The sequence below is a fragment of the Streptomyces piniterrae genome (assembly GCF_005048155.1).
GTDB classification, from domain to species: domain Bacteria; phylum Actinomycetota; class Actinomycetes; order Streptomycetales; family Streptomycetaceae; genus Streptomyces; species Streptomyces piniterrae.
On record NZ_SUMB01000006.1, the window covers coordinates 305,718 to 325,897 of the forward strand.

A 20,180-nucleotide genomic window follows, 5' to 3' on the forward strand; every position below is an offset into this window, starting at 1 on the left:
AAGGCCTGCCCTAAACGTGCGGTCAATGCGCACTCGCACACGCGCACGCACCGGTGTGCGTGTGCGAGTGCGACTGCTGACCCGCGGTGCGGCGCCATACGTCAGCGGGCTCCGACGCGGGCCATGCTGCCGTGGCCGTGCCGCGACTGGACCGGCACGCCGGCCGTGTCCGCCGTGGCCCGCGCCGCCGACTGCCGGACGCCCGGGCCGCTGCCCGGTCCACCCGCGGCCTGCGCCCGTCGGGGCTGCGCCGCGACACCGTTCTGCACATCCATGACGGCGTGCGCGACCAGCCCGCCCATCGGGTCGTGCCGGATCAGATCCCGGAGACGGGAGCGCGATGACCGCCCCTCGTTCCCTGGGTAGAGGTGCTTGCCGAGACCGACCGCATGGGCCAGCGCGGCGAGCGCCGCGGTCCGCGGGTCCGGCGGTACGCCGGTGCGGATCGCGTTGTCGAGCCGGGCCCTGATTTCCCGGCTGATGGCCGTCTCCGTCGCCTGGTAGCGCGTCGTCGGCAGCACCCCGCACATCTGACCCTCGACGGCATGGACCATGCCGCACCGTTCCAGATGCGTGAGATACGTCTGGCGCAGCCCCAGCCGGGGCCCGCCGATCCAGTGGACCGCGCGCACCGGACTGCCGCGTCGGCGCAGCAGTTCGAGCGCGGAGTCCAGAGTCGGATCTCCTGTCGGCCGTGCCATCACCACGGCGATACGATCCCCGTCTGGGGCTATCCGTCCTGCCAGAGCCAGCTCTACTAGCTGTGCCCCGGCCAGGCCGAGGTCGAGCGACTGCGGCTGCGCTGTGGTGCCCGTGGTCGGGTCCAAAGCGAGCAGCAGAAGCTCCTCCGGAATTGTTCTGCGGCTCCTGCCCATCCATGCCTCCCCGCGTGGATGAATGACAGGGTGACCCCTCTCACATTCATCTGTCGAGGGTGCGTGGGGGTTTCGATATGGAACCGGTAGGTATGTCGTTCTCGTCTTGGACGTCGGCGACACCTTCCGTGGGGCGTGGAGCGTCGGGGTTCGCGTGGCGGCGAGATGGCGTTACGCGTACACAGGACACTTGGGAACACTGGGCCAGGCAGCAGTGCGACGTATGAAGGAGACATCGGTGGCGGGCGAGTCCCCCGACAAGTCGGACAAGAAGCAGTCGTCGGGGGAGACGGCGGGGAGCGAACGTGATCCGCGCCTGACCGTCTTCCGTGAAAAGCCGGATCCGGCGGAGCCGGAGGGGGCGGAGAAGTCGGGGGAGCCCGGCGGGTCGGGGAAGCCCGAGAAGTCGGCGAAGTCGTCGAAGTCGGAGGGGGCGGCCGAGGAGGCCGTCTCGGACGGCGGGGGCGACGCCGAGGCCGAGGCCGCGGTCGACGCCGGGGCTGATGGCGCGGCCGAGAAGGAGCCTGAGGCGCCGCAGGAGGCCGCGGCGGACGGCGAGGGCGCCGGGAGTGACTCCGGGGGCGGTGACGACCGTCTGCGGGCCGCTGTGGCCGCGTGGGTGGAGCGTACGGACGAGGCGGAGGGTGCCGAGGGCGCGGATGCCGCTGCGGAGGCGGATGCGGAAGCTGAAGCGGAAGCTGAGCCGGACGTCGAGTCGGATGCGAAGGCGGCCGTGAAGGCGGCTGAGAAGCCGGGCGTGGAGGCCGAGGCCGAGGCCGAGGTCGTCGAGCCCGCGGACAAGATCGACGACGACAAGATCGACGACGCGGGCGACGAGGACGGCCAGGGCGACGGTGCGGCGGGCGCCGGCGATGAGCCGGAGGCCGAGCCCGAGCGTGAGCCTGCATCCGAGTCGGAGTCCGAGTCGGAGCGTGAGTCCAAGCCTGCGTCCGAGGCGAAGGCCGAGTCGAAGCCGGCGCTCGCGTCCCGGCCCGTCGATCAGCCGACCGCCGTGTTCAAGACGGCGGGTCCGAAGGGCGACGGCAAGGGCGACGGCAAGGGCGGCGACGACGCCAAGGCCGACGAGCCGCCGGTCGACAACGCGACCCGCGCCTTTGCCATCGCGAACCTGAAGGGGAAGCTCCCGGCTGAGCCGCCCGTCGACCAGCCCACCACCGCCTTCAAGATCACCCCGCCCGGCGAGGGCAAGGGCAAGGGCAAGGCGAAGGACAAGGACGACGCCGGCGAAAAGGCCGACGCGGGCAAGAGCGGCGACAAGGCCGCCAAGAGCGACCCCAAGAACAACGACGTCAAGAACAGCGACCCCCAGAACGACGCCGGCAAGGGTGCCGACGCCGGCAAGGGTGGCAAGGCCGCGCCCGAGCGGGACGCCGAGCGGACCAGTCAGTTCGTGGCGCTGAAGTCGGCCGACGACGGCGCGGCGGCGAAGTCGCTCGGCAAGACGGCGAGCAAGACGCCGCTGCCCGCCCCGACCCCCGTCCCCAGGCCCGACAAGGCACCCCGGACGCCGCTCCCGGCGGAGTCCGGCAAGCCCGCCGCACCCGCAAAGCCCGACACCCCGTCGGCCCGCACCGGGGCCACCGCGGCCGCCGGAACCACCGCACCGGACCGGCCCCAGGCACAGCCCCGGCCCGAGCCCGACGCGCTGCCCGAGTCCGAGCGGACCCGACAGGAGCCGCTGCCGCCGCTCGACCTGTTGGCGAAGCTCACCAACACCCCGCCGCCGCCCGAGACCCCGCTGCGGACCGTCGTACGCCGGTTCAAGATCTGGACGCCGCTGGCGGTGCTGCTGGCGATCATCTTCGTGATCGTCCAGGCGGTGCGCCCGCTGCCCGCCCCGGAGCTCGCCGTCGGCTCCTCGACCGCGTTCACCTTCGAGGGCGGCAAGCTCTCCGTGCCGTGGCCCGACCAGGGGCAGTCCGCGGCGGAGGTGGTCGGCGTCGGCAGCCTGGGCACGTCCGGCAAGGCGAAGCCGGTACCGACCGCGAGCGTCGCCAAGGTGATGACCGCGTATGTGATCCTGCGCGACCACCCGCTCAAGAAGGGCGAGAAGGGCGACACGATCACGATCGATGCGCAGGCGGAGGCGGACTCGAAGAAGAAGGACGAGTCGCGGGTCCCGCTCACCAAGGGGCAGAAGTTCACCCAGTACCAGATGCTCCAGATGCTGATGATCCCGTCCGGCAACAACGCCGCGCGTCAGCTGGCCCGTTGGGATACCGGTGGATCGGAGCCGGCGTTCGTGAAGAAGATGAACGCCGCGGCCAAGAAGCTGGGGATGACCAACACGAAGTACACGGGCGCCAGCGGCTTCGAGCCGACGACGGTGAGCACCGCCGTCGATCAGCTCAAGCTCGCCGAAGAGGTGATGAAGAACGACGCCTTCCGCGAGATCGTCACCACCGAGAACGTCCAGATCCAGGGCCTGCCGCAGAAGATCTACAACAACAACAGCCTGCTCACGAACATGCCGGGCGTGGTGCGCGGCATCAAGACCGGTTCGAGCACGCCGGCCGGCGGCGCGTTCATGTGGGCCGCCTACCGCACGGTCGGTGGCAAGGACCAGCTGCTGCTCGGCGTGACGATGGATCAGCACACCAGCAGCACGGACCCCAACGCCCATCTCGCGCTGGCCCTGGAGAACACCTCGAAGGTGATCACGGCGGCCAAGGACGCGCTGGCCTCCGCCACCGTGGTGAAGAAGGGCCAGGTCGTCGGCTACGTCGATGACGGGCTCGGCGGTCAGACGCCGGTCGTCGCGACCAAGAACCTGTCGGCGGTCGGCTGGCCCGGTATGAAGGCGGCCTTCTCCATCAGCGACGGCGGCAAGGCCGTGCCGCACGAGGCGAAGGCCGGTACCAAGGTCGGCGTGCTGACGGTCGGCGAGGGCGAGAGCGCACAGAAGGTGCCGGTCGCGCTTCAGAAGGACCTGGCGGAGCCGACGTTCGGCGCCAAGCTGACCCGCATCGGGTGAGCGACGGGCTCCGGGCCGGCCCGCTCACCGGCCCGGAGCCCCGTCCGTCCGTCCCGCCCAGCCAAACCCGCTGCTCCTACTCGTTCCGCCCCGCTAGCCCCGCTCCCGTTCGTCCCCCCCGTTGGTGTGTCCCTACGTGACCGCGACCGGAGTCCGTCATCGACGTAGCGCAAGCGCAGAAGACGACGACCGCACCCCCCGTAACCACCCGTGAGAGGTGGGTGGTGCGGAGCGCGGTGGTGCTGGTGCCCTCGACACTGATGCTGTTACTGGGGGCGTGGGGCATTCGCCGGCAGGGCGCCGTCTGGCGGGACGAGGCCGTCACGCTCGACATGGCGCACCGTGCCCTGGCGGACCTGTGGCCGACGCTGATGCATGTCGATGTCGTCCACGGCCTGTATTACGCGCTGATGCACTGCTGGTTCGTCGTCTACGACGCCTCGCCCTGCGGCGTACTCGGCGATGTGATCGGCCTGCGGCTGCCGTCGGTGGCCGCCATGACGGCCGCCGCGGCGGGGATCGCCCTCCTGGGGCAGCGGCTGGCAGGCCGGCGGGCGGGGCTGTTCGCGGGCGTCACCTTCGCGCTGATCCCTGTGGTGCAGCAGTACGCGCAGGAGGGGCGCTCCTACGCGATGGTCTGCGCGCTGGTCGTCTGGTCGACGTATCTGCTGGTGGTGGCCGCCGCCCGGCCGCGCAGGAAGCTGTGGGCCGGGTACACGGCGCTGATGCTGTCCGCCTGCCTGCTGCACGAGTTCGCCGCGCTGGCGCTGCCCGCACACGGCGCCGCGGTGATCCTGGCGCGACTGCCGCGCCCCGTCCGCCGCTCCTGGGCCCTGGCCTCCGTCGGTGTCCTCGCCGGGCTCGCCCCGCTTGCGGTGTTCAGCACCCGGCAGTCGGCGCAGATCGGCTGGCTCATGTGGCCGGACCCCATCCAACTGCTCACGTTCGCGGTGCTGGCGGTGCTGGGTGTCGTCTGCGCCCGCGTCCCGGTGCTCCCGCACGCCCTGAGCGCGGGCGAGGCTCCGCCGTCCGGCCCGATCGGCCTGCGCGCCCTCGGCGTCCCCCTGCTGCTTCTGCCCACCCTCCTCCTCTTCCTCCTCTCGTACGCCGAGCCCGCCTACGTCGACCGCTATGTGCTGTATTACGTCGCCGGATTCGCGCTGCTCGCGGGCGCGGCGCTGGGCCGCCTGCTGCGGCCGGTCGGCGAACGCGGCCAGACCCGTGGCCGGCGGCTGCGGCGGACGGCGGCGCTGGTGCTGGTCGTCGCGGCGCTGCTGCCCGTCAATGTGCATCTGCGCAGCCCGGACAGCCGTGTCGACGACGCCACCGCGGTCGCCCAGGCCGTGGGTGAGGTGGCCGAAGCCGGTGACGGACTGCTGTTCATGCCGTCCCGGCGCCGCATCTGGATGGCGGCGCATCCGCAGGAGTTCCGCGGCCTGGCCGATCTCGCGCTGGCCAGGAGTCCGCTGGAGTCGCACTCCCTGTACGGCACCGAGCGGTCCGGCGATGCGATCCGGGACCGGATGCTCACCGCCCGCCGGATCATCGTCGCCGGCGACCCGGAGGACCAGCCGACCGACGCCAACGACCAGGAAATCGCCAAACACGCCACCCTGTGGGACTCGTTCCAGCTCTGCACAGAACGAGAGGCCCGCGGCGCCCGGATCACGGTGTACGCACGGCCGGGGGAGTGCGGGGGCCCGATTCTGCCGTGAGTCACGGGGGTGTTCGATCCTGCTGTGGGGCGCGGGAGTGCTCGACCAGGCTCTGGGCCGCGGCAGCGCTCGACCCGGCTGTGGGGCGCGGCAGTGCTCGACCCGGCTGTGGGGCGGGGGAATGAGCGATCCCGCAGCGGGTCGCGGGAATATCGCACAGCGCACCCGCGTTGTGGACCCGCAGGGGGCCCTCGCGTCCCCTAGGGGAAGTGTTCGAACGACCCTTAAGGGTCCGGCCTATGGGAGGGCCGGACGGACGTACGAGTCGCGCCGGCCCTCGGCCTCGGGGCGCAGGAACCGGCGGTCGGCCTCCGGGACGCCGTCGTACGGGCCCGCCGCGCGCAGCACCACGTCCAGGACCGCGTCCGGGTCCGCCGCGTAACTATGCGCGAACCACGGCATGTTGGCCTCCACCACGGCCCAGCGGCCGTCGTCCAGCCGCCCCACATCGACCGCCGCCGCACGGGGCAGCGGCGCGAGCGCGAGCAGGCGGGCGGCGAAGGCGTGGACGTCCGGCGCGTGCGGGTCGTCGGCGAGCGGCATGGGGTCCAGACGTCCGTGGACGGCGTACCGGGTGGCGGTGGCGAGCGCGCCGTCGAGGAGGAACAGCCGGTACTCGGCGGCGAAGGAGACGACGTCCGAGACGAGTACGGGCGAGCCGTGGCTGTCGCGCGGCAGGTGCGCACCGCTCTCGTACACCCCCGGCGGGAAGGACTTGTCGCTCGGCGGCTTGGCGAAGAACGGCCCGGGACGCCGTATCGCCTCCGCGTGCGTCAGCAACTCGACGCTGCGGAGGGTGAGTTGGACGGGAAGCCGGGCAAGCCAGTCGTCCGGCGGCTCCAGCAGGCCCAGGCGCAGCGGCCCGGCGATCCGGTCGGCGGTGCGCGGCCCGCCGTACCAGTGGACCGCCCGTCCGGACAGCGCCCGTACGGTGTCAGGGCCGGTCAGCACCGCCGTCTCCAGGCCGCGCCGGGCGGCGGCCCCGGTCAGCAGCGTGGCGGTGCTGGTGCGCTGCGCCGAGATCAGCAGGACGGGGGCGGGGTGGCCGCCGTCCGGGTTCTGTGACGGCGTTACAGGGCCAGGTGGTGCCGTCACGGCTGCGGCGGATGGAAGCTGTGGACGAGCTCGATACGGCCGACGATATGCCGGTTGAACTCCTCCAACTCCTCGGCGGGCACCCAGAGTTCGAGGATCGTCCGGCCGCCTGCCTGGCGCACCGGGTAGCGGTCGAGGAAGTCCGCTTCGACCTCGAAGCGGGTGACATGGCCGATGCCGGAGGCCGGCACATTCCAGTCGCGGGCGATCCGTATCGCGTAGTCCTCGTTGAGTACCGGATAGAAGATCGGCTGGTCGGGCAGGCGCGGCGGCCAGGCGCGCCAGCCGGACGCCGCGACGAGCGCGAGCTCCTCGGGGCCGGTGGGGCGCCAGAGGGTACGGGATGAGGGGCTGCCCTGCTCCAGCGGAGTCGAGAGCTTGGGGGAGGGGGTGCTCTCGTCGCGCGGCGTCTCGATCATGACCGTACGGTACGGGGGCGCGCGGGGCGGGGGCACGGGGATATCTGGGGCGGGAACCAGGGGCTGCGCGGCCGGGGCCGGACGCACCGTGACCACACCTCGCCGGATGGGCGGACGATGCTGGCGCTTCGATCGGACACCCGGCGAGGGCCATGTCGACGCCTGCCGCTTTCAGCGAGGGGATATGAGACCGCAGGCATTTCGCTCAACCGGCCGGGGGCCTCGCTCGTCACGGATCCGTGTCACGGACCGAGTCACGAGCCCGATCGCTGACCACTCCGAAGACGCTCAGTGGGCCTTGTAGCGGGTGGCGAGTGCGTGGAACGCCTGCTTCGGTTCCCACGGCATGTCGGGGTAGGCGCGCTTGCCGGCGGGATAGCCGCTGTGCTCGTCCAGGACTTTGACGATGCCGTAGGAGGCGAGGTCCTCGTCCGGTCCGGATGTCCGGTGGGGTGTGCTGAAGCCGGCGAAGCTGAACCAGAAGACGGAATCTATGCCCTCCCCCTCGAAGACGGTCATGAGATCGTCGAGGTAGCAGACCTGCTCGCCCTCGTCGCGCACCAGGCCGGGTTTGAGGGTGACGCCGTCGGCCTCCCTCGCCATGTACCAGCCGGCGCCGCCGTGCTCTCCCGCTCCCCGGTAGGTGCAGCAGCCGGCCTCCATGATGGCGACGGGCTTGCCGTGGCCGCATTCCTTGCGCAGGTCGGTGCGGTAGGTGGCCGCATTGCGCAGGCTACGGAAGGCGTCCAGGCCGACGATGTCGAACGGGGCCCAGTCGACGCCGTCCAGAGGGCAGGAGGCGTAGCTCACGCGGCCGCCGAAGAGGGGCCGCACGGCGTCGACGGCCTCCCCCAGGAAGGTGTTGACCTTGTCTGGGATGCCCTGGAGCGCGGCTTCGCGGCCGGGGCCCGCCAGGACCGGAATGCGCTCGTTCAGTGTGTCCCCGGGCAGGTATCCGCGGGCGAACACGCTGAGTTCGCAGCCGGTGACGAGGACGACCTCGGCGCCGTCGCGCCGCAGTCGCTCCGCCCGCTCGGCGCAGTCGGTGAGCAGCGGCAGCATCTCGGCGTTCGACAGCTCGCAGGGAAACGGCGAGAACCAGATCTCCAGGCCTGCCTCCGCCGCGTACCGCGCCGTGGTCTCGATGCGGTCCGGATCGCCCCCGGTGATACGGACGGCGGTGCAGTGCAGGTCCTCCGCGACGACGCGCATGTCCCGTTCGACGTCCCGAACGTCGAAGACGGGGCGCGATGTGTCGCCGTTGGGAAGGGTGCCGGTGTCGTAATGGATGCCCTTGCCGCGCAACATGACGAATGCCTCCGGTGGGATGACTGTGTCTGCCGTACGGCGTCATCGTCCAAGTTGTCGTTGCGTCAACGTCAAGGCTGCACTGTGGCTGGCCTGTCGCCGAGCCGAGGAGCCGACTGAGGCGGTCGGGGCGGCTGAGCGCCTGTCGCTCCTAGTGGCCCTGGTGTCCCTGGCGCCGGCGGTGGACGGCCACGGCCGCACCCGCGGCGCCCAGCGCTCCGGCGCCGCCGATGAGCCCGGCCTTGGGCAGATGACCGGCCTTCTCGGCCAGGCCGGCCAGTCCGTTCTCCGGCAGCATGATCGACGTCCGACCACCCGTGGGGCCGGTCGAGTCGGCGGCGAAGGCGGCGCCCGCGGGAAGCAGCAGGACGGCCAGCACGCCGGTCGCGACGGTGGCGGTACGGATCACGGAGCGACGCTGGGCGCGCATGGGTTCTCCTCTGGCGGACTGTGCGGCGTACTGCCTGACGGTCTGTCGGCCGAACTCTTCGGTCGAACTTTTCGGGTCAACGTGTTGGGCGAACGTGTCGGACGAGCGGGTCGGGCGAACCGCCTGACGGGCCATCTGACGAAGAGAACGCTACGGAGCGTCCTTAACGGCGATCCATCCGTTGTGTAACAGTCGGCAAGATCTCTGCGGTCAGTCGTGTGACGAAACGGGGGCGCGCGGCACGCACTCCCACACCGGCCTTGAGTAACTTGATCCCGTTGTGTCCGAATATGTGCGCAACGTGTCGGCGCAGCGTGTGCACTACGTGTCGACGACTGTGTGCCCAGCGTGTCGGTGCAACCTGTCGGTGCAACGTCCGGGCGCAACGGGTTCCGGTGGCGACGGGAGGCGAGTATGCGGCGGTGGCGGGCCCGGGCGGCGCTGGCCTCCCTCGGTACGTCGGCCGCGCTCGTGCTCATGGCCGGGTGCGCCGGCCTGGAGGGGCTGGACAACGAGGGGCGGGCGCGGGATGTGAAGGCGCCGCTCCCGCTGTGGCCGGACTATTCGCCCGCCCCGCTCGGCCGCGACGAGAACCCGGCCGTCCTCGCACCCGTCCCGGGCGTCCCGCGTATCCCCAGCGGCGATATGGCGGATGCGGACGCGTCCGCCGTCCTCGATGCGAGCGTGGAGGCGGAGGGCCGCACCCCACCCGACCCGAAGGCCGTACGCCGCCCCGTCCTGCATGACCTCACCGACGACGGCAAGCCCGACCTGATCACCGTCGTCGACCTCGATCCCCGCAACAGCGAGCTGCGGGTGTTCAGCGTCCGGGACCAGGTGGTGACCCGGATTCTGGCGCTGCGCGGGGTGCTGGCCGGCGTCGAGCTGGCGGCCGGGCATCTCGCCATCCGCGAGCCCACCAAGGACCAGCGCTATGTGAGCGTCACCGACTACGTGTGGGACGGCGACTCGATGGGCCTGTGGGACCTCACCCTCGACGAGGCCCGCAAGCCGCCGTACCCGTCGGGCGCGGCGTCGCCGTCGGCTGCGACCGCCACGCCACTCGGCGGCTCCCCGCCACCCGGACTCTCTCCCGGACGCCAGCCGTCTCCCGGACTCTCTCAGCCTCCCGAACACCAGCCCTCTCTTGGACACCAGCCGTCTCCCGGTCTCTCACCGCCTCGCGGAGGCGGCTCGTGAGGCGCCCCGCGGTCTCGCTCCGCTGGAAGTTCGCGCTGACCGTGACGGCGGTGTGCTGTGCCGTCGCCGCCGTCCTCGGCGTGCTCGTCCACAACGCGGTGGCGCGGCAGACCGTCGGCCACGTTCGCGAGCATGTCCGCACGGACCTCGACACCGCGCTGGACCTCTTCGAGTACGGCACCTCGCGTGCGGACATCAACTCCATCCTCGATCCGCCCGAACTCCCCAAGCCCCTAAGTGAATTGGTGCGTTCCGGTGAACGCGGCACGATGGTCGGGACGTACCGGGGGCAGGTCGTCATGTGGGCGGCGGCACCTGCGGACAGCCGGGTGCTGGCCGTCTGGACTTCGTACGGCGGCACCCGGCGCTCCCTGGAGATGCTCGATACGGCCATCCTCGGGTCGGCCGTGCTCGCCGCCACCGCCGTCGCCTTCGCCGGTCTCTTCCTCGCCCAGCGCATCAGCCGCCGGCTGGGCACCACCGCGGCCGTCGCCCGCCGGATCACCGCCGGCGATCTGGACGCCAGGGTCGGCGACGAGCCCGGCCGGAAGCCCCGCGGTCCGGTGGGCCAGGACGAGGTGGCGGCGGTCGCCGCGGCCCTGGACTCGGTGGCCGGTTCCCTGCAGAGCCGCCTCCAGGCCGAACAGCGCTTCACCGCCGATGTCGCCCATGAACTGCGTACCCCGCTCACCGGCATCCTCGCCTCGGCCGATCTCCTCCCGGAGGGCCGCCCGAAGGAGATGATCAACGACCGGCTGCGGGCGTTGCACCGGCTGACCGAGGACCTGCTGGAGATCTCCCGGCTGGATTCCGGCGCCGAGCATGCCGACCTGGACTCGTACGAACTCGGCGGGCTGGTCGAACGTTCCGTACGCGCCACCGGGCTCGACACCGAGGTACGCATCGCCACCGACCCGGCCACCGGCAGGGCCGCCGACACGATCGTCGAGACGGACCGGCGCCGCCTCGACCGCATCATCGCCAACCTCGTCATCAACGCGCACCGGCATGGAGCGCCGCCGGTCGTGGTCACCGTGCACGCGCCACGGCGCGGCGCCCCGACGGTCGAGGTACGCGACCACGGTCCGGGCTATCCGGACGAGCTGCTGCACCACGGCCCGCAGCGCTTTCGCACCGACGCCCCCGGCCGCGGCAAGGGCCACGGCCTGGGCCTGACCATCGCGGTCGGCCAGGCCGCCGTCCTCGGCATCGACCTGCGCTTCGACAACGCCCCCGACGGCGGCGCCCGGACAATCCTTCAGCTGCCGGACCAGCCGCCGAGGCACAGATCCACCGCTCATCGCTGACCGCCCCCCCGTCACGTCTGACGCTTATTCCTGACTACCAGTCACCTAGAGCCACCGGTCACACAGGTTCACCAGCCGCCCAGGTCCACCAGTCACCTCGGAGCGCCGGTCACCCTGACTGCCTCTCGCCCTGATTGCCCGTCACCCATCCCCTTCACCAATCGATGTCATCCGGGGGCTCCGGTGCGTAGCCCTCGTCTGCGTAGCCCGCGTCGTCCGGCGGCTCCACCGCCCTCGGCGCACCGAGGCCCACCGGGGCCCCCGCGCCGACGTCCGCACGAGCCCCCGCACCGCCATCCCCGCCGACTGTCGTTCCCGTGCTCCCGTTTCCCCCGATCCCCGCGTCTCCCCCGTCTCCCGCGTCCCCTTCGCGGCCTGCCAGTACGTCCAGAATCTGCTGCCCGTACTTGGCGAGCTTGTTCTCGCCGACCCCGTTGACCGAACCCAGCGCCGCCGTGGACGCCGGCCGGGCGGTGGCGATCTCCCGCAGCGTCGCGTCATGGAAGATCACATACGCGGGGACGCCCTGCTCCTTGGCCGTACGGCCGCGCCAGGCCCGCAGCGCCTCGAATACCGGAAGCGCTTCCTCGGGCAGGTCCACCGGCGCGCGCTTGCCCTTCGCCGTCCGCGTCGCCTTCGCTGCCTTTGCCTTCTCCGGCTCCCGCCGCATCGGCACCTCGCGCCGGCCGCGCAACACCTCGCCGCTCGCCTCGGTGAGCACCAACGTGCCGTAGTCACCCTCGACGGCCAGCAGCCCCTGCGCGAGCAACTGCCGTACAACGCCCCGCCATTCGGCCTCCCGCAGATCCTCCCCGATCCCGAAGACGCTCAGCCCGTCATGATCGAACTGGATGACCTTGGCGGTCTTGCGTCCCATCAGAATGTCGATGATCTGCCCCGCCCCGAACTTCTGCCTGCGCTCGCGCTGCAGCCGCACGATCGTCGACAGCAGCTTCTGCGCGGGCACCGTGCCGTCCCAGGTCTGCGGCGGGGTGAGGCAGGTGTCGCAGTTGCCGCACGCCTTGCCTTCCTGACCGAAGTACGCCAGCAGCCGCACCCGACGGCACTGCACCGTCTCGCACAGCGCCAGCATCGCGTCGAGATGCGCGGCCAGCCGCCGCCGGTGCGCGTCGTCGCCCTCGGACCCGTCGATCATCTTCCGCTGCTGCACCACATCCTGCAGCCCGTACGCCAGCCAGGCCGTCGACGGCTGTCCGTCCCGCCCGGCGCGCCCCGTCTCCTGGTAGTACCCCTCCACCGACTTCGGCAGATCCAGATGCGCCACGAACCGCACATCCGGCTTGTCGATCCCCATCCCGAACGCGATCGTGGCGACCATGACCATGCCGTCCTCGCGCAGGAACCGGGCCTGGTGCTGGGCACGCGTACGGGCATCGAGCCCGGCGTGATACGGCAGCGCGTCGATCCCGTTCTGCACCAGGAACTGGGCGGTCTTCTCCACCGAGGCCCGCGAGAGGCAGTACACGATCCCCGCGTCACCGGCGTGCTCCCCGCGCAGCAGCTCCAGCAACTGCTTCTTCGGCTCGTTCTTCGCCGCGATCCGGTACTGGATGTTGGGCCGGTCGAAACTCGCCACGAAGTGCCGGGCGTCCGCCATCCGCAGCCGGGAGGTGATCTCACCGTGCGTGGCCTCCGTCGCGGTGGCGGTCAGCGCGATCCGCGGCACCTCGGGCCAGCGCTCGTGCAGCATCGACAGCGCCAGGTAGTCCGGGCGGAAATCGTGTCCCCACTGCGCGACACAGTGCGCCTCGTCGATCGCGAAGAGCGAGATCTTGCCCCGGTCCAGCAGGTTCAGCGTCTGCTCCACACGGAGCCGCTCCGGCGCCAGATACAGCAGATCCAGCTCCCCGGAGAGGAACTCGGCCTCCACCAGCCGCCGCTCCTCGAAGTCCTGCGTGGAGTTGAGGAATCCGGCCCGCACGCCCAGCGCCCGCAACGCGTCGACCTGGTCCTGCATCAGCGCGATGAGCGGCGAGATCACGATCCCCACGCCGCTCCGCACCAGTGCGGGAATCTGATAGCAGAGGGACTTGCCGCCACCGGTCGGCATCAGGACGACCGCGTCCCCGCCCCCTATGACGTGCTCGATGATCTCCTGCTGACTGCCGCGGAACGCGTCGTAGCCGAACACCCGGCGCAGCACATGCACCGCCTCGCTGGTGCCCGCCCCACCCCCTTCGACACCCGACCCCGATCCCGCGCCCGTGGGGGCATCCGAGCCGGTCAGGCCATCCATGCCGACCGGGGCATCCATGCCGGTCGGGGCCTCCGCACCCGTCCCCACTCCCGGATCCCTACGCGTTCCCGGATCCATCTGCGTCTCCACGCCCACTTCCACGTCCGCCGCCTCAGCCATCCCTGAAGCGTACGAGCTACCGCACGCTCGCCGCGCGGCCTGTGGATAACTCCCCGCACACAGGGACGACGACCGGATCCCGACCGACAGGCTCAAACCCGCCGGCGCCGCAGTAAGGCCGCCCGGACCTTCCACACGTTCGGCACCAGCCACACAAACGGCCCCGGACAAAAAGCCCGAGGCCGACTGGTCCGCCACCCGGGGATACTGCGGGCCGGCGGGTTACTGCATGGTGCCCCCGGCAGGATTCGAACCTGCGACACCCGCTTTAGGAGAAAGCGGGGAAAGATTCCGAGCCTTCGGGAGACTTTCCGAGTCTCGGCGAGTGTCATTCGTTAGGGGCCTGACGTGCACTTTCCTGTTTTACAGAGTCTCGGCGAGAATCACCGAGGGGGTTTTGTGGACTCTATGTGGACTCTCGGGGGCAGAAGGCCTTGAGCATTCGAACAGGCTCCTGCGGCGGCACCATCACCTTCAGCACCTGGGCCGCAACGTCCTCCGGCGAGTGCTGATAGATCCACGTCACCTTGGACCCGCGATCATGACCCATGACCGTCTGGGGTCCTCCTCGTCGATGCCGAGTTCCTTGAGCCACGTCGCGAAGACGTGCCGTAGAGCGTGCACCCGCGGCCACCACTCGTCCCGGCCTGTCGCCGGATTGGTCACCTTCCGGGCGGGCCCGGCGTCCTGGATCGCCGGAACCCACGTGCGCCGGAAGTTATGCCGCGTCAGCACCCCGCCCTGGGGCCCCGGAAGACGAGTTCTTCGGGGTGCAGGTCGCGGCCGTCGCTGATGGGGGACCCGGTGTCCTTCGGTCTCCATCGGGCCAGCATCGTCTTCACGGCCTCGATGGCCTCTGGGAGGAGCAGCACCGTGCGGAAGCCCGCGACGGACTTCGGTGCAGCTTGCGGAAGAGCGTCCCCGGTCCTCGCTGAGCACAGCACATCCTTCACCTTGAGGTGCTTAGTCTCTTGGCCGATGTCAGCCCACCGCAGGCCAGTTGCCTCGCCCACCGGAGTCCGGTGTGTTCCAGGAACACGAGGATCGGCCGGTAGTACATAGGCGTGTGCTCACGGGCGAGCGCGCACAGCTCCCGCGTCGGCGTGCTTCGCCGACGAGTCGGGCAAGGCGCTCCAGTCGCGGAAAGCCCGGGCCTGGTGCCGGCCCGGTCACACGCCTCGCGTCATCTCGCTCGCCGGTCTGGTCCGACGCAAGCGTGGTCACGGCCCCCCTCGCCGGGGGGCGCGGGCCGCCATCCAGAACAGGTTCAGCTGCGTGGGGAATAGCACTGCAGGGCAGGCTGCGCTAGGAGCAGTTATCCCCGGGCAGGGAACATCACCTGGGGGCAGGAGGAGGGGGATGCTGGGCCGTCGGCTGAGGGGAGTCTGCGAGGTCTCTGTCCGTCGCCTGGATGACGGCGTTGAACAGCCAGAGCAGGCGGTAGGCCCGGGCGGCACCGAGGATCAGGACACCTTCCACCGCCCAGTGGACGCCCCCAGGGTCGGTCTCGGTAGTGTCGAGGGCGGTTGCGAGCAGGCAGACGCCGGAGATGAGCAGGGTGGCCGATAGGACGCTCACCCAGTTCCGCCGGAACTGTGAGGCCAGGTGGGGTGCGGTGCGCAGGACCCGCATCCGGCGGCCGGTGGCGGAAGCGTACTGAGCAATAGCGGCAGTGACGAAGCTGCCAACTAGTGCGACGACGGTGGCACCGGTGGTGTAGATCGTCAAGCGTTGTTCGCGGCCAGGTGCACCGAGGATGTCGCCGCGTTCGGTTAGTACGACCAACAGACCGTGCCCGGCGAGGACGACAGCAGTCAGCAGCCAGTCCGCCGCCGGTCGTGACCGCCAGCCGTTCAGAAGTCTGCGTAGCGTTTCCAATAGCCTCGGCATTCCCGTCCCTCCCCCGCGCGCCCACCAGGGCTTTCGCCCCAGCTGCCCTCCAGGCTAGAGGTCGGCACTGACAGCGGCCCGCAGCACCCTTTCGTTCTCGTGGGAGACGCGCTCCAGCTTGTTCAGGGCCACCTGGAGGTCGATGGCGTGGCCGTCGCTGGAGGAGAACGGCACGACGCACTTAGCGGTGATGCGTTCGCTGACGAAGTCGATCTTCTCGTCGTCGGCCTCGCTGTGCCACGCCTCCATACGGGCCCGCGCGGCGGCGGTGTCGACGGCGTCGGAGTTGTCCAGCCAGTCCTCGATGTCGCCCGCGAGCACCCGCGTCGAGCCGAGGAGTTGGTTGTGGCCGCGGGCGCGGCGGCGCGGCGAGAGGGCGCCGGGTTTCTTTGGCACCTCCAGGGTCAGGGTGATCACCATGTCCGGGTTGTCCTCGTGCAGGCGGCTCAGAGCGGTGCCGAGGTCGGAGCTGGCGCGCAGAGCAGTAGGGCTGTCGGGCGGCTCGGGGGCGATCCGTACGGTCAGCTTCTCGATGGCCGCTGCGTGCGCAAGCTTCTCCCGGGAACGCGCGTTGACCACTGGCCGCAACTCGATGTTGCGCGTCTCGGGGGCAGCGACGTGCATGTCGTTCAGCCAGCGCTTCAGGGCCTGGGCGCGTGGGGCCGAGATGCCGCCGGCCATGGTGGCGACGACGTTGCCGAAGGGCGGGAAGTACACCGTGGTGACGTCCACCAGCTCCTTGTCGGCGGCCAGTTGGAGGTGGCTGAGAGTGCCGTCGACGTGGTCGATGAGCTGCGGTACATCTTGGCGGACTTTGGCGAGGAGCAGGTGCGGGGTGGTCTGGTGGGGGTCGACGGCGCCGATCAGGATCTCGTCGCCCGTGCGTACGGTGCGCTGTGCGGGTGGCTGGGTGCACAGGCGGCGGATGTGTGCTCCCCAGTCGCGCAGCGGGAGGCGGGATGTGGCAGGGGCTTCGGCATCGGCGATCTCGTAGAAGTGGACGACTCTGTCCTTGTTGCGTGCGGCCATGCCTATGCTCCCCGTGGTGATCTTGGACGCCGTCGGTCGGCCAGCGTATCGAGAGTGCTGGCGCACGCCGAAACGATCAGGCCAGGCCGGGTGAGTACGGCCCCGGCCTGGCCTGGCCTGTGACCCTACTCTTCCTCGAACTTGGGCTGCAGTTTCAGGGTGTTGGCGTTTTCGGTGAGGGTGCGCACCTTGTCGGCGGGGAAGCCGCCAGGTACGGTCGCCTGGATCTCGACCGTGATCTCGACATCGGCCCCGATGGCTTCGAGGTGCTGGAGTATCTCGAAGGCGTATTTGGTGGCGTGCTTGCTGTACTGCTCGGTGTCGAGCCGGGCGTGGGCATAGAAGCGGGTCGGGACGCGGGGCAGCGGGGTCGGGGCCGGAGCGCCGGGGCCGGGACGCGGCGACTCCGTCGGGCCGCCAGAGCCCTGCCGTGTTTCGTCGTCCTGGTCCTGGGTGGCTGGTTCGTGGTGGCGGGCCGCCGCAGCCAGGTCGGCCTCTTCCTGCGCTACGGCGATATCGGCCCGCACTAGCAGGGTGCTGTCGGTGATCTGGCCGAAGGAGACTCCCCGGCAGGGCAAGACGAGGCCCTGATAGCGGCCGGTGGCTGGGTCATGGCCGGTGGCGAGGGCGAAACCGTCGCTCTCCCAGGTGATGTGGTTCAGGACGTCCTCGATGCCCTGGTCGAGGACGCTGCGGTCGCGTAGCCGGTTCATGTAGGGGTACTTGGTGTGCAGCTCCCACAGGCGGCCGACGGAGATGTGGCCGTCGCGGTCCCACTCCTGGGCCAGCGCGTCCTTGATCCGCTGGTGGAGGACGGCGGGGGCCTGCTGGAGGTAGAGCATGCCCTGGCGCTTGAGACGTTCGCCGACCTGGAGGGCGGCGTCGTCGATGGTGGACAGGTCCACCTTGAAGTCGACCCACTCGATCTTGGCGCCGGGGATCTGCTCGGGGACGAGGACCCACCGGTAGGCCTTGCCGAGACGGAGGCTGACCGTTTCGTCGGCCTTCTCCATGCGGGATCTGGCCTGGGTCCGCTGACTGTCAGTCAGGTCGAGCTGGAGGTGCTGCTGGAGCACTTGCTTCCAGCCCAGGTACTCGCGGACAGCCTCGGCGACCTCCTCGATCTCCTTGCGGTCGGGGGCGAGGAAGATGAGGGCGTTGCGGTGCTGCCGGGTGCTGGAACGGTGCTGGTTGAGTGCCTCCTGGGCGAAGTGCAAGGCCTCGGTGTCGGGCACGCCCTTAGCGTTGCGGTGGGCGAAGCGGGGGTGCACCAGAACCAGGCGAGCGCCGTCGTTGTCCGCGATGTCACTCGCAGGCAGGGGCGCAGCGTGGACAGCGGTGAAGAACTGGCCACGCACGCTCTGCACCGGGCTGAGCCGGCGCACCACGTCCGCCCACACCTTGTCGGGGTCGTCGAGGAGCTTATCCGCCGCCTCCTTGGCGGTGCGGGTGATGTTGGCGTGGATGTCGTACCAGTGACGTTCGCCGTCGCCGTAGAGATAGGTGGAACGGTCGGCGAGGGCGTTGAGCGCGGTGCGGAAGTTGCCGAGGGGTTCGCCGGGGATCGCCATGCCGAGCCGGATGTGCGCCTCGGACAGGCCCTTGCGGGCAGCGTGCACGCGTGGTGCGGAGCCCATGAAGACGGTGCGGGCGACGCGTCGGCTCATGCCGCGCTGCCCGAGGACGGGCTTCTCGGCGTCCACGGCGGCCGGGGTGGAGTCGGGTCCGTCGACGTCAGCGTCGATGATCGGCTTCCAGCTGTCCTCCAGGTAGTACGTCAGCTCCTGGTTGACACGGGTGTCGTGTATCGGCACGTCGCCGGGCATGATCATGGGGCTCTGGTTCTGGTCCCGCCACAGAGCATGGATGACGGTGCTCATCAGCCGCAGCACGCCCCGGGTGCGCTGGAACTTGGGGAGCGTGGACCAGTCCTCGTAGAACCGGGCGAACAGCTCCGGGTGGATGGGGTACGTCGACTTGATCCGCCGCTCGTAATCCATGGTGTCGCAGCCAGCTGGGAACTCGCGCTTCTCGGTGCCGTAGAACTGCGTGTAGAGCCGCGCCACCTTGTTTATCTCCGCCTGGACATTGGCGGTGGGGGTCTGAAAGAGACGGCGGCGCACGATCTCGAAGGATTCGTCGGAGCTCGCGGGCCGCCATGTGTCGGCCTTGCGGTGGACGACGTTCTGCAGCCGCTCCAGAGCGGTGCGGTTGTTCTCCCCGCCGATGTCGTATTGGTCGGCGGCGCTGATCTCTCCGGTCACGGAGGCCGGGATGGAGACCAGCAACTGGGCCCCGTCAACGGAAGCGACCGCCTCGGTGAGGGACTGCGCGAAGGAGAAGTGCGACTCGAAGGATCCGGCCGGCAGATTGTCGGTGCCAAGCAGCGGACCCGCATACTGCACCCATTCGTCGATGAGAATGACGCAGGGAGCGTAGGCGGCGATCAGGTCCTGCAGCAGGGCGGTGCCGGGGCTGGTGCTGGTGCGGTCGGCCTCGGCGATGATGTCGTACGCCTGCTTGCCGCCAAGCCCCCAGGCAAGCTGGCCCCACATGGTGTTGACTGTGGTGCCATCGGGCTTGACGTCGGCCTGTCCGATGCCCAGTTCGTTGCCGACCAGCACGGCCCGGTGCACCAGCCCGCCGGGCAGCCCGCCGCCGGGCGCGGTGGCGATGAGCTCTTGGAGATCCTGCGGCAGCCGGTTCACCTGCAGGCCCGGCGCATACAGGTGGTACAGCGCCATCATCGAGTGGGTCTTGCCGCCACCGAAGTTCGTCTGGAGGTTAATGATGGGGGCGGCGTTCGTGTCGCCGCTGATACGGCGCAGTGACTTGGAGAGCAGTTCTTGGAGACCCTCGGTGAGATACGTCCGCTGGAAGAACTCTTCCGGTTCCGTGTACTCGGCGGCACCCTCCCCGCGCGCCACCCGCCACAGGTCGGCGGCGAATTCGGAGGCGTTGAAGTCGCCGCGTGCCACGTCCGGGTGCGGGGTGAGCACATCGCGCCAAGGCCGTAGCCCCTCGGCGGCCACGCTCGGCACCGCGCGCGCCCGGCGGGCCGCCTTCTTCGTCTCTTCCTCCGTCACCTGCCGGTGCAGCGCCTGCCGGGACTCGCGGACCTGGTCGACGAGAGTGGCGTCCGCGTGCACGGCCCGCAGTAGCCGCTCCCCCGTGTCCAAGGCACGCAGGGCGTCGTCCGCGGAGAACGACCCGTTATGCGCCCACCGATTGCGTACGTCGTTCAGCTCGCTGGCGAACCCACGGGCACTGCCCGGCAGCAGATGCCGGAAGTAGCTGCTCCAGTACCGCTGGAGGAGATTCAGCAAGAACTGCGGGTCCTGCCTGCCGATCTGCCTCCCCTGCCCCCTGGCCTCGCTCTCCGCGTCCTCGAACCAGCTGTCGCCCTGCCGCCTGACCATCTCCCGTTCCAAGAAGGGCAACAGCCCCTCCGCGAGGGTGTTGATCATGTGGTTGACGCGGTCTCGGTTGTTCACCGCCATGGTGCGGGTGTCCTGCCTTTCCGGGCCTGTACGGGATGAG

Annotated in this window: 13 protein-coding genes and 1 tRNA gene; 4 read left to right on the forward strand and 10 right to left on the reverse strand. The window is 70.2% G+C overall.

Features of this window, described 5'->3' with window-relative positions:
- Positions 1-101: 101 nt before the first annotated feature.
- Positions 102-875, reverse strand: a complete 774-nt coding sequence (locus FCH28_RS19900; protein ID WP_136741400.1) for a GOLPH3/VPS74 family protein — start codon at positions 873-875, stop codon at positions 102-104.
- A gap of 238 nt (positions 876-1,113) precedes the next feature.
- Between FCH28_RS19900 and FCH28_RS19905 the strand changes: the two genes are divergently transcribed.
- Both FCH28_RS19905 and FCH28_RS19910 read left to right on the forward strand, forming a co-directional pair.
- Complete coding sequence (locus FCH28_RS19905) at positions 1,114-3,870, forward strand: D-alanyl-D-alanine carboxypeptidase family protein (RefSeq protein ID WP_136741512.1); 2,757 nt, start codon at positions 1,114-1,116, stop codon at positions 3,868-3,870.
- A gap of 245 nt (positions 3,871-4,115) precedes the next feature.
- Positions 4,116-5,585 (forward strand): glycosyltransferase family 39 protein, encoded by a 1,470-nt coding sequence (locus FCH28_RS19910; protein WP_246103022.1) that lies wholly within the window; start codon positions 4,116-4,118, stop codon positions 5,583-5,585.
- 237 nt (positions 5,586-5,822) lie between these two features.
- Here the strand turns inward: FCH28_RS19910 and FCH28_RS19915 are convergent, their stop codons facing one another.
- The 4 genes from FCH28_RS19915 to FCH28_RS19930 all read right to left on the reverse strand — a co-directional run bounded on the left by FCH28_RS19915 (position 5,823) and on the right by FCH28_RS19930 (position 8,837).
- Complete coding sequence (locus FCH28_RS19915) at positions 5,823-6,680, reverse strand: ATP-grasp domain-containing protein (RefSeq protein ID WP_136741401.1); 858 nt, start codon at positions 6,678-6,680, stop codon at positions 5,823-5,825.
- Positions 6,677-7,099 carry an ADP-ribosylation/crystallin J1 gene (locus FCH28_RS19920; RefSeq protein WP_246103024.1) on the reverse strand — a complete coding sequence of 141 codons (423 nt, stop codon included), beginning with the start codon at positions 7,097-7,099 and terminating at the stop codon, positions 6,677-6,679. The genes FCH28_RS19915 and FCH28_RS19920 overlap by 4 nt, the downstream gene beginning before the upstream one ends.
- Positions 7,100-7,387: 288 nt before the next feature.
- A complete protein-coding gene (locus tag FCH28_RS19925; protein WP_136741402.1) occupies positions 7,388-8,407 on the reverse strand; it encodes a glycoside hydrolase family 113 protein in 1,020 nt (339 codons plus the stop codon).
- Between the two features lie 151 nt (positions 8,408-8,558).
- The gene (locus FCH28_RS19930; RefSeq protein ID WP_136741403.1) at positions 8,559-8,837 is read right to left on the reverse strand and encodes a hypothetical protein; all 279 of its coding nucleotides are present in this window, start codon (positions 8,835-8,837) and stop codon (positions 8,559-8,561) included.
- Positions 8,838-9,251: 414 nt separating this feature from the next.
- Here FCH28_RS19930 and FCH28_RS19935 point away from each other — a divergent pair, with 414 nt between their 5' ends.
- Both FCH28_RS19935 and FCH28_RS19940 read left to right on the forward strand, forming a co-directional pair.
- Positions 9,252-10,037 carry a hypothetical protein gene (locus FCH28_RS19935; RefSeq protein ID WP_246103025.1) on the forward strand — a complete coding sequence of 262 codons (786 nt, stop codon included), beginning with the start codon at positions 9,252-9,254 and terminating at the stop codon, positions 10,035-10,037.
- Positions 10,034-11,344 (forward strand): sensor histidine kinase, encoded by a 1,311-nt coding sequence (locus FCH28_RS19940; RefSeq protein WP_136741404.1) that lies wholly within the window; start codon positions 10,034-10,036, stop codon positions 11,342-11,344. The genes FCH28_RS19935 and FCH28_RS19940 overlap by 4 nt, the downstream gene beginning before the upstream one ends.
- A gap of 154 nt (positions 11,345-11,498) precedes the next feature.
- Here the strand turns inward: FCH28_RS19940 and recQ are convergent, their stop codons facing one another.
- The 5 genes from recQ to FCH28_RS19960 form a co-directional block, all read right to left on the reverse strand.
- On the reverse strand, positions 11,499-13,601 hold the full coding sequence (recQ, locus tag FCH28_RS19945; RefSeq protein ID WP_246103041.1) for a DNA helicase RecQ: 2,103 nt from the start codon (positions 13,599-13,601) through the stop codon (positions 11,499-11,501).
- A 350-nt stretch (positions 13,602-13,951) separates the two neighbouring features.
- Positions 13,952-14,044: transfer RNA gene (locus tag FCH28_RS38185), tRNA-Ser, on the reverse strand.
- Between the two features lie 1,012 nt (positions 14,045-15,056).
- A complete protein-coding gene (locus FCH28_RS19950; RefSeq protein WP_246103027.1) occupies positions 15,057-15,611 on the reverse strand; it encodes a hypothetical protein in 555 nt (184 codons plus the stop codon).
- Positions 15,612-15,665: 54 nt separating this feature from the next.
- The gene (locus tag FCH28_RS19955; protein ID WP_136741405.1) at positions 15,666-16,640 is read right to left on the reverse strand and encodes a hypothetical protein; all 975 of its coding nucleotides are present in this window, start codon (positions 16,638-16,640) and stop codon (positions 15,666-15,668) included.
- Between the two features lie 125 nt (positions 16,641-16,765).
- Positions 16,766-20,140, reverse strand: coding sequence for a DUF499 domain-containing protein (locus FCH28_RS19960; protein WP_136741406.1), 3,375 nt, complete (start codon positions 20,138-20,140; stop codon positions 16,766-16,768).
- Positions 20,141-20,180 lie beyond the last annotated feature (40 nt).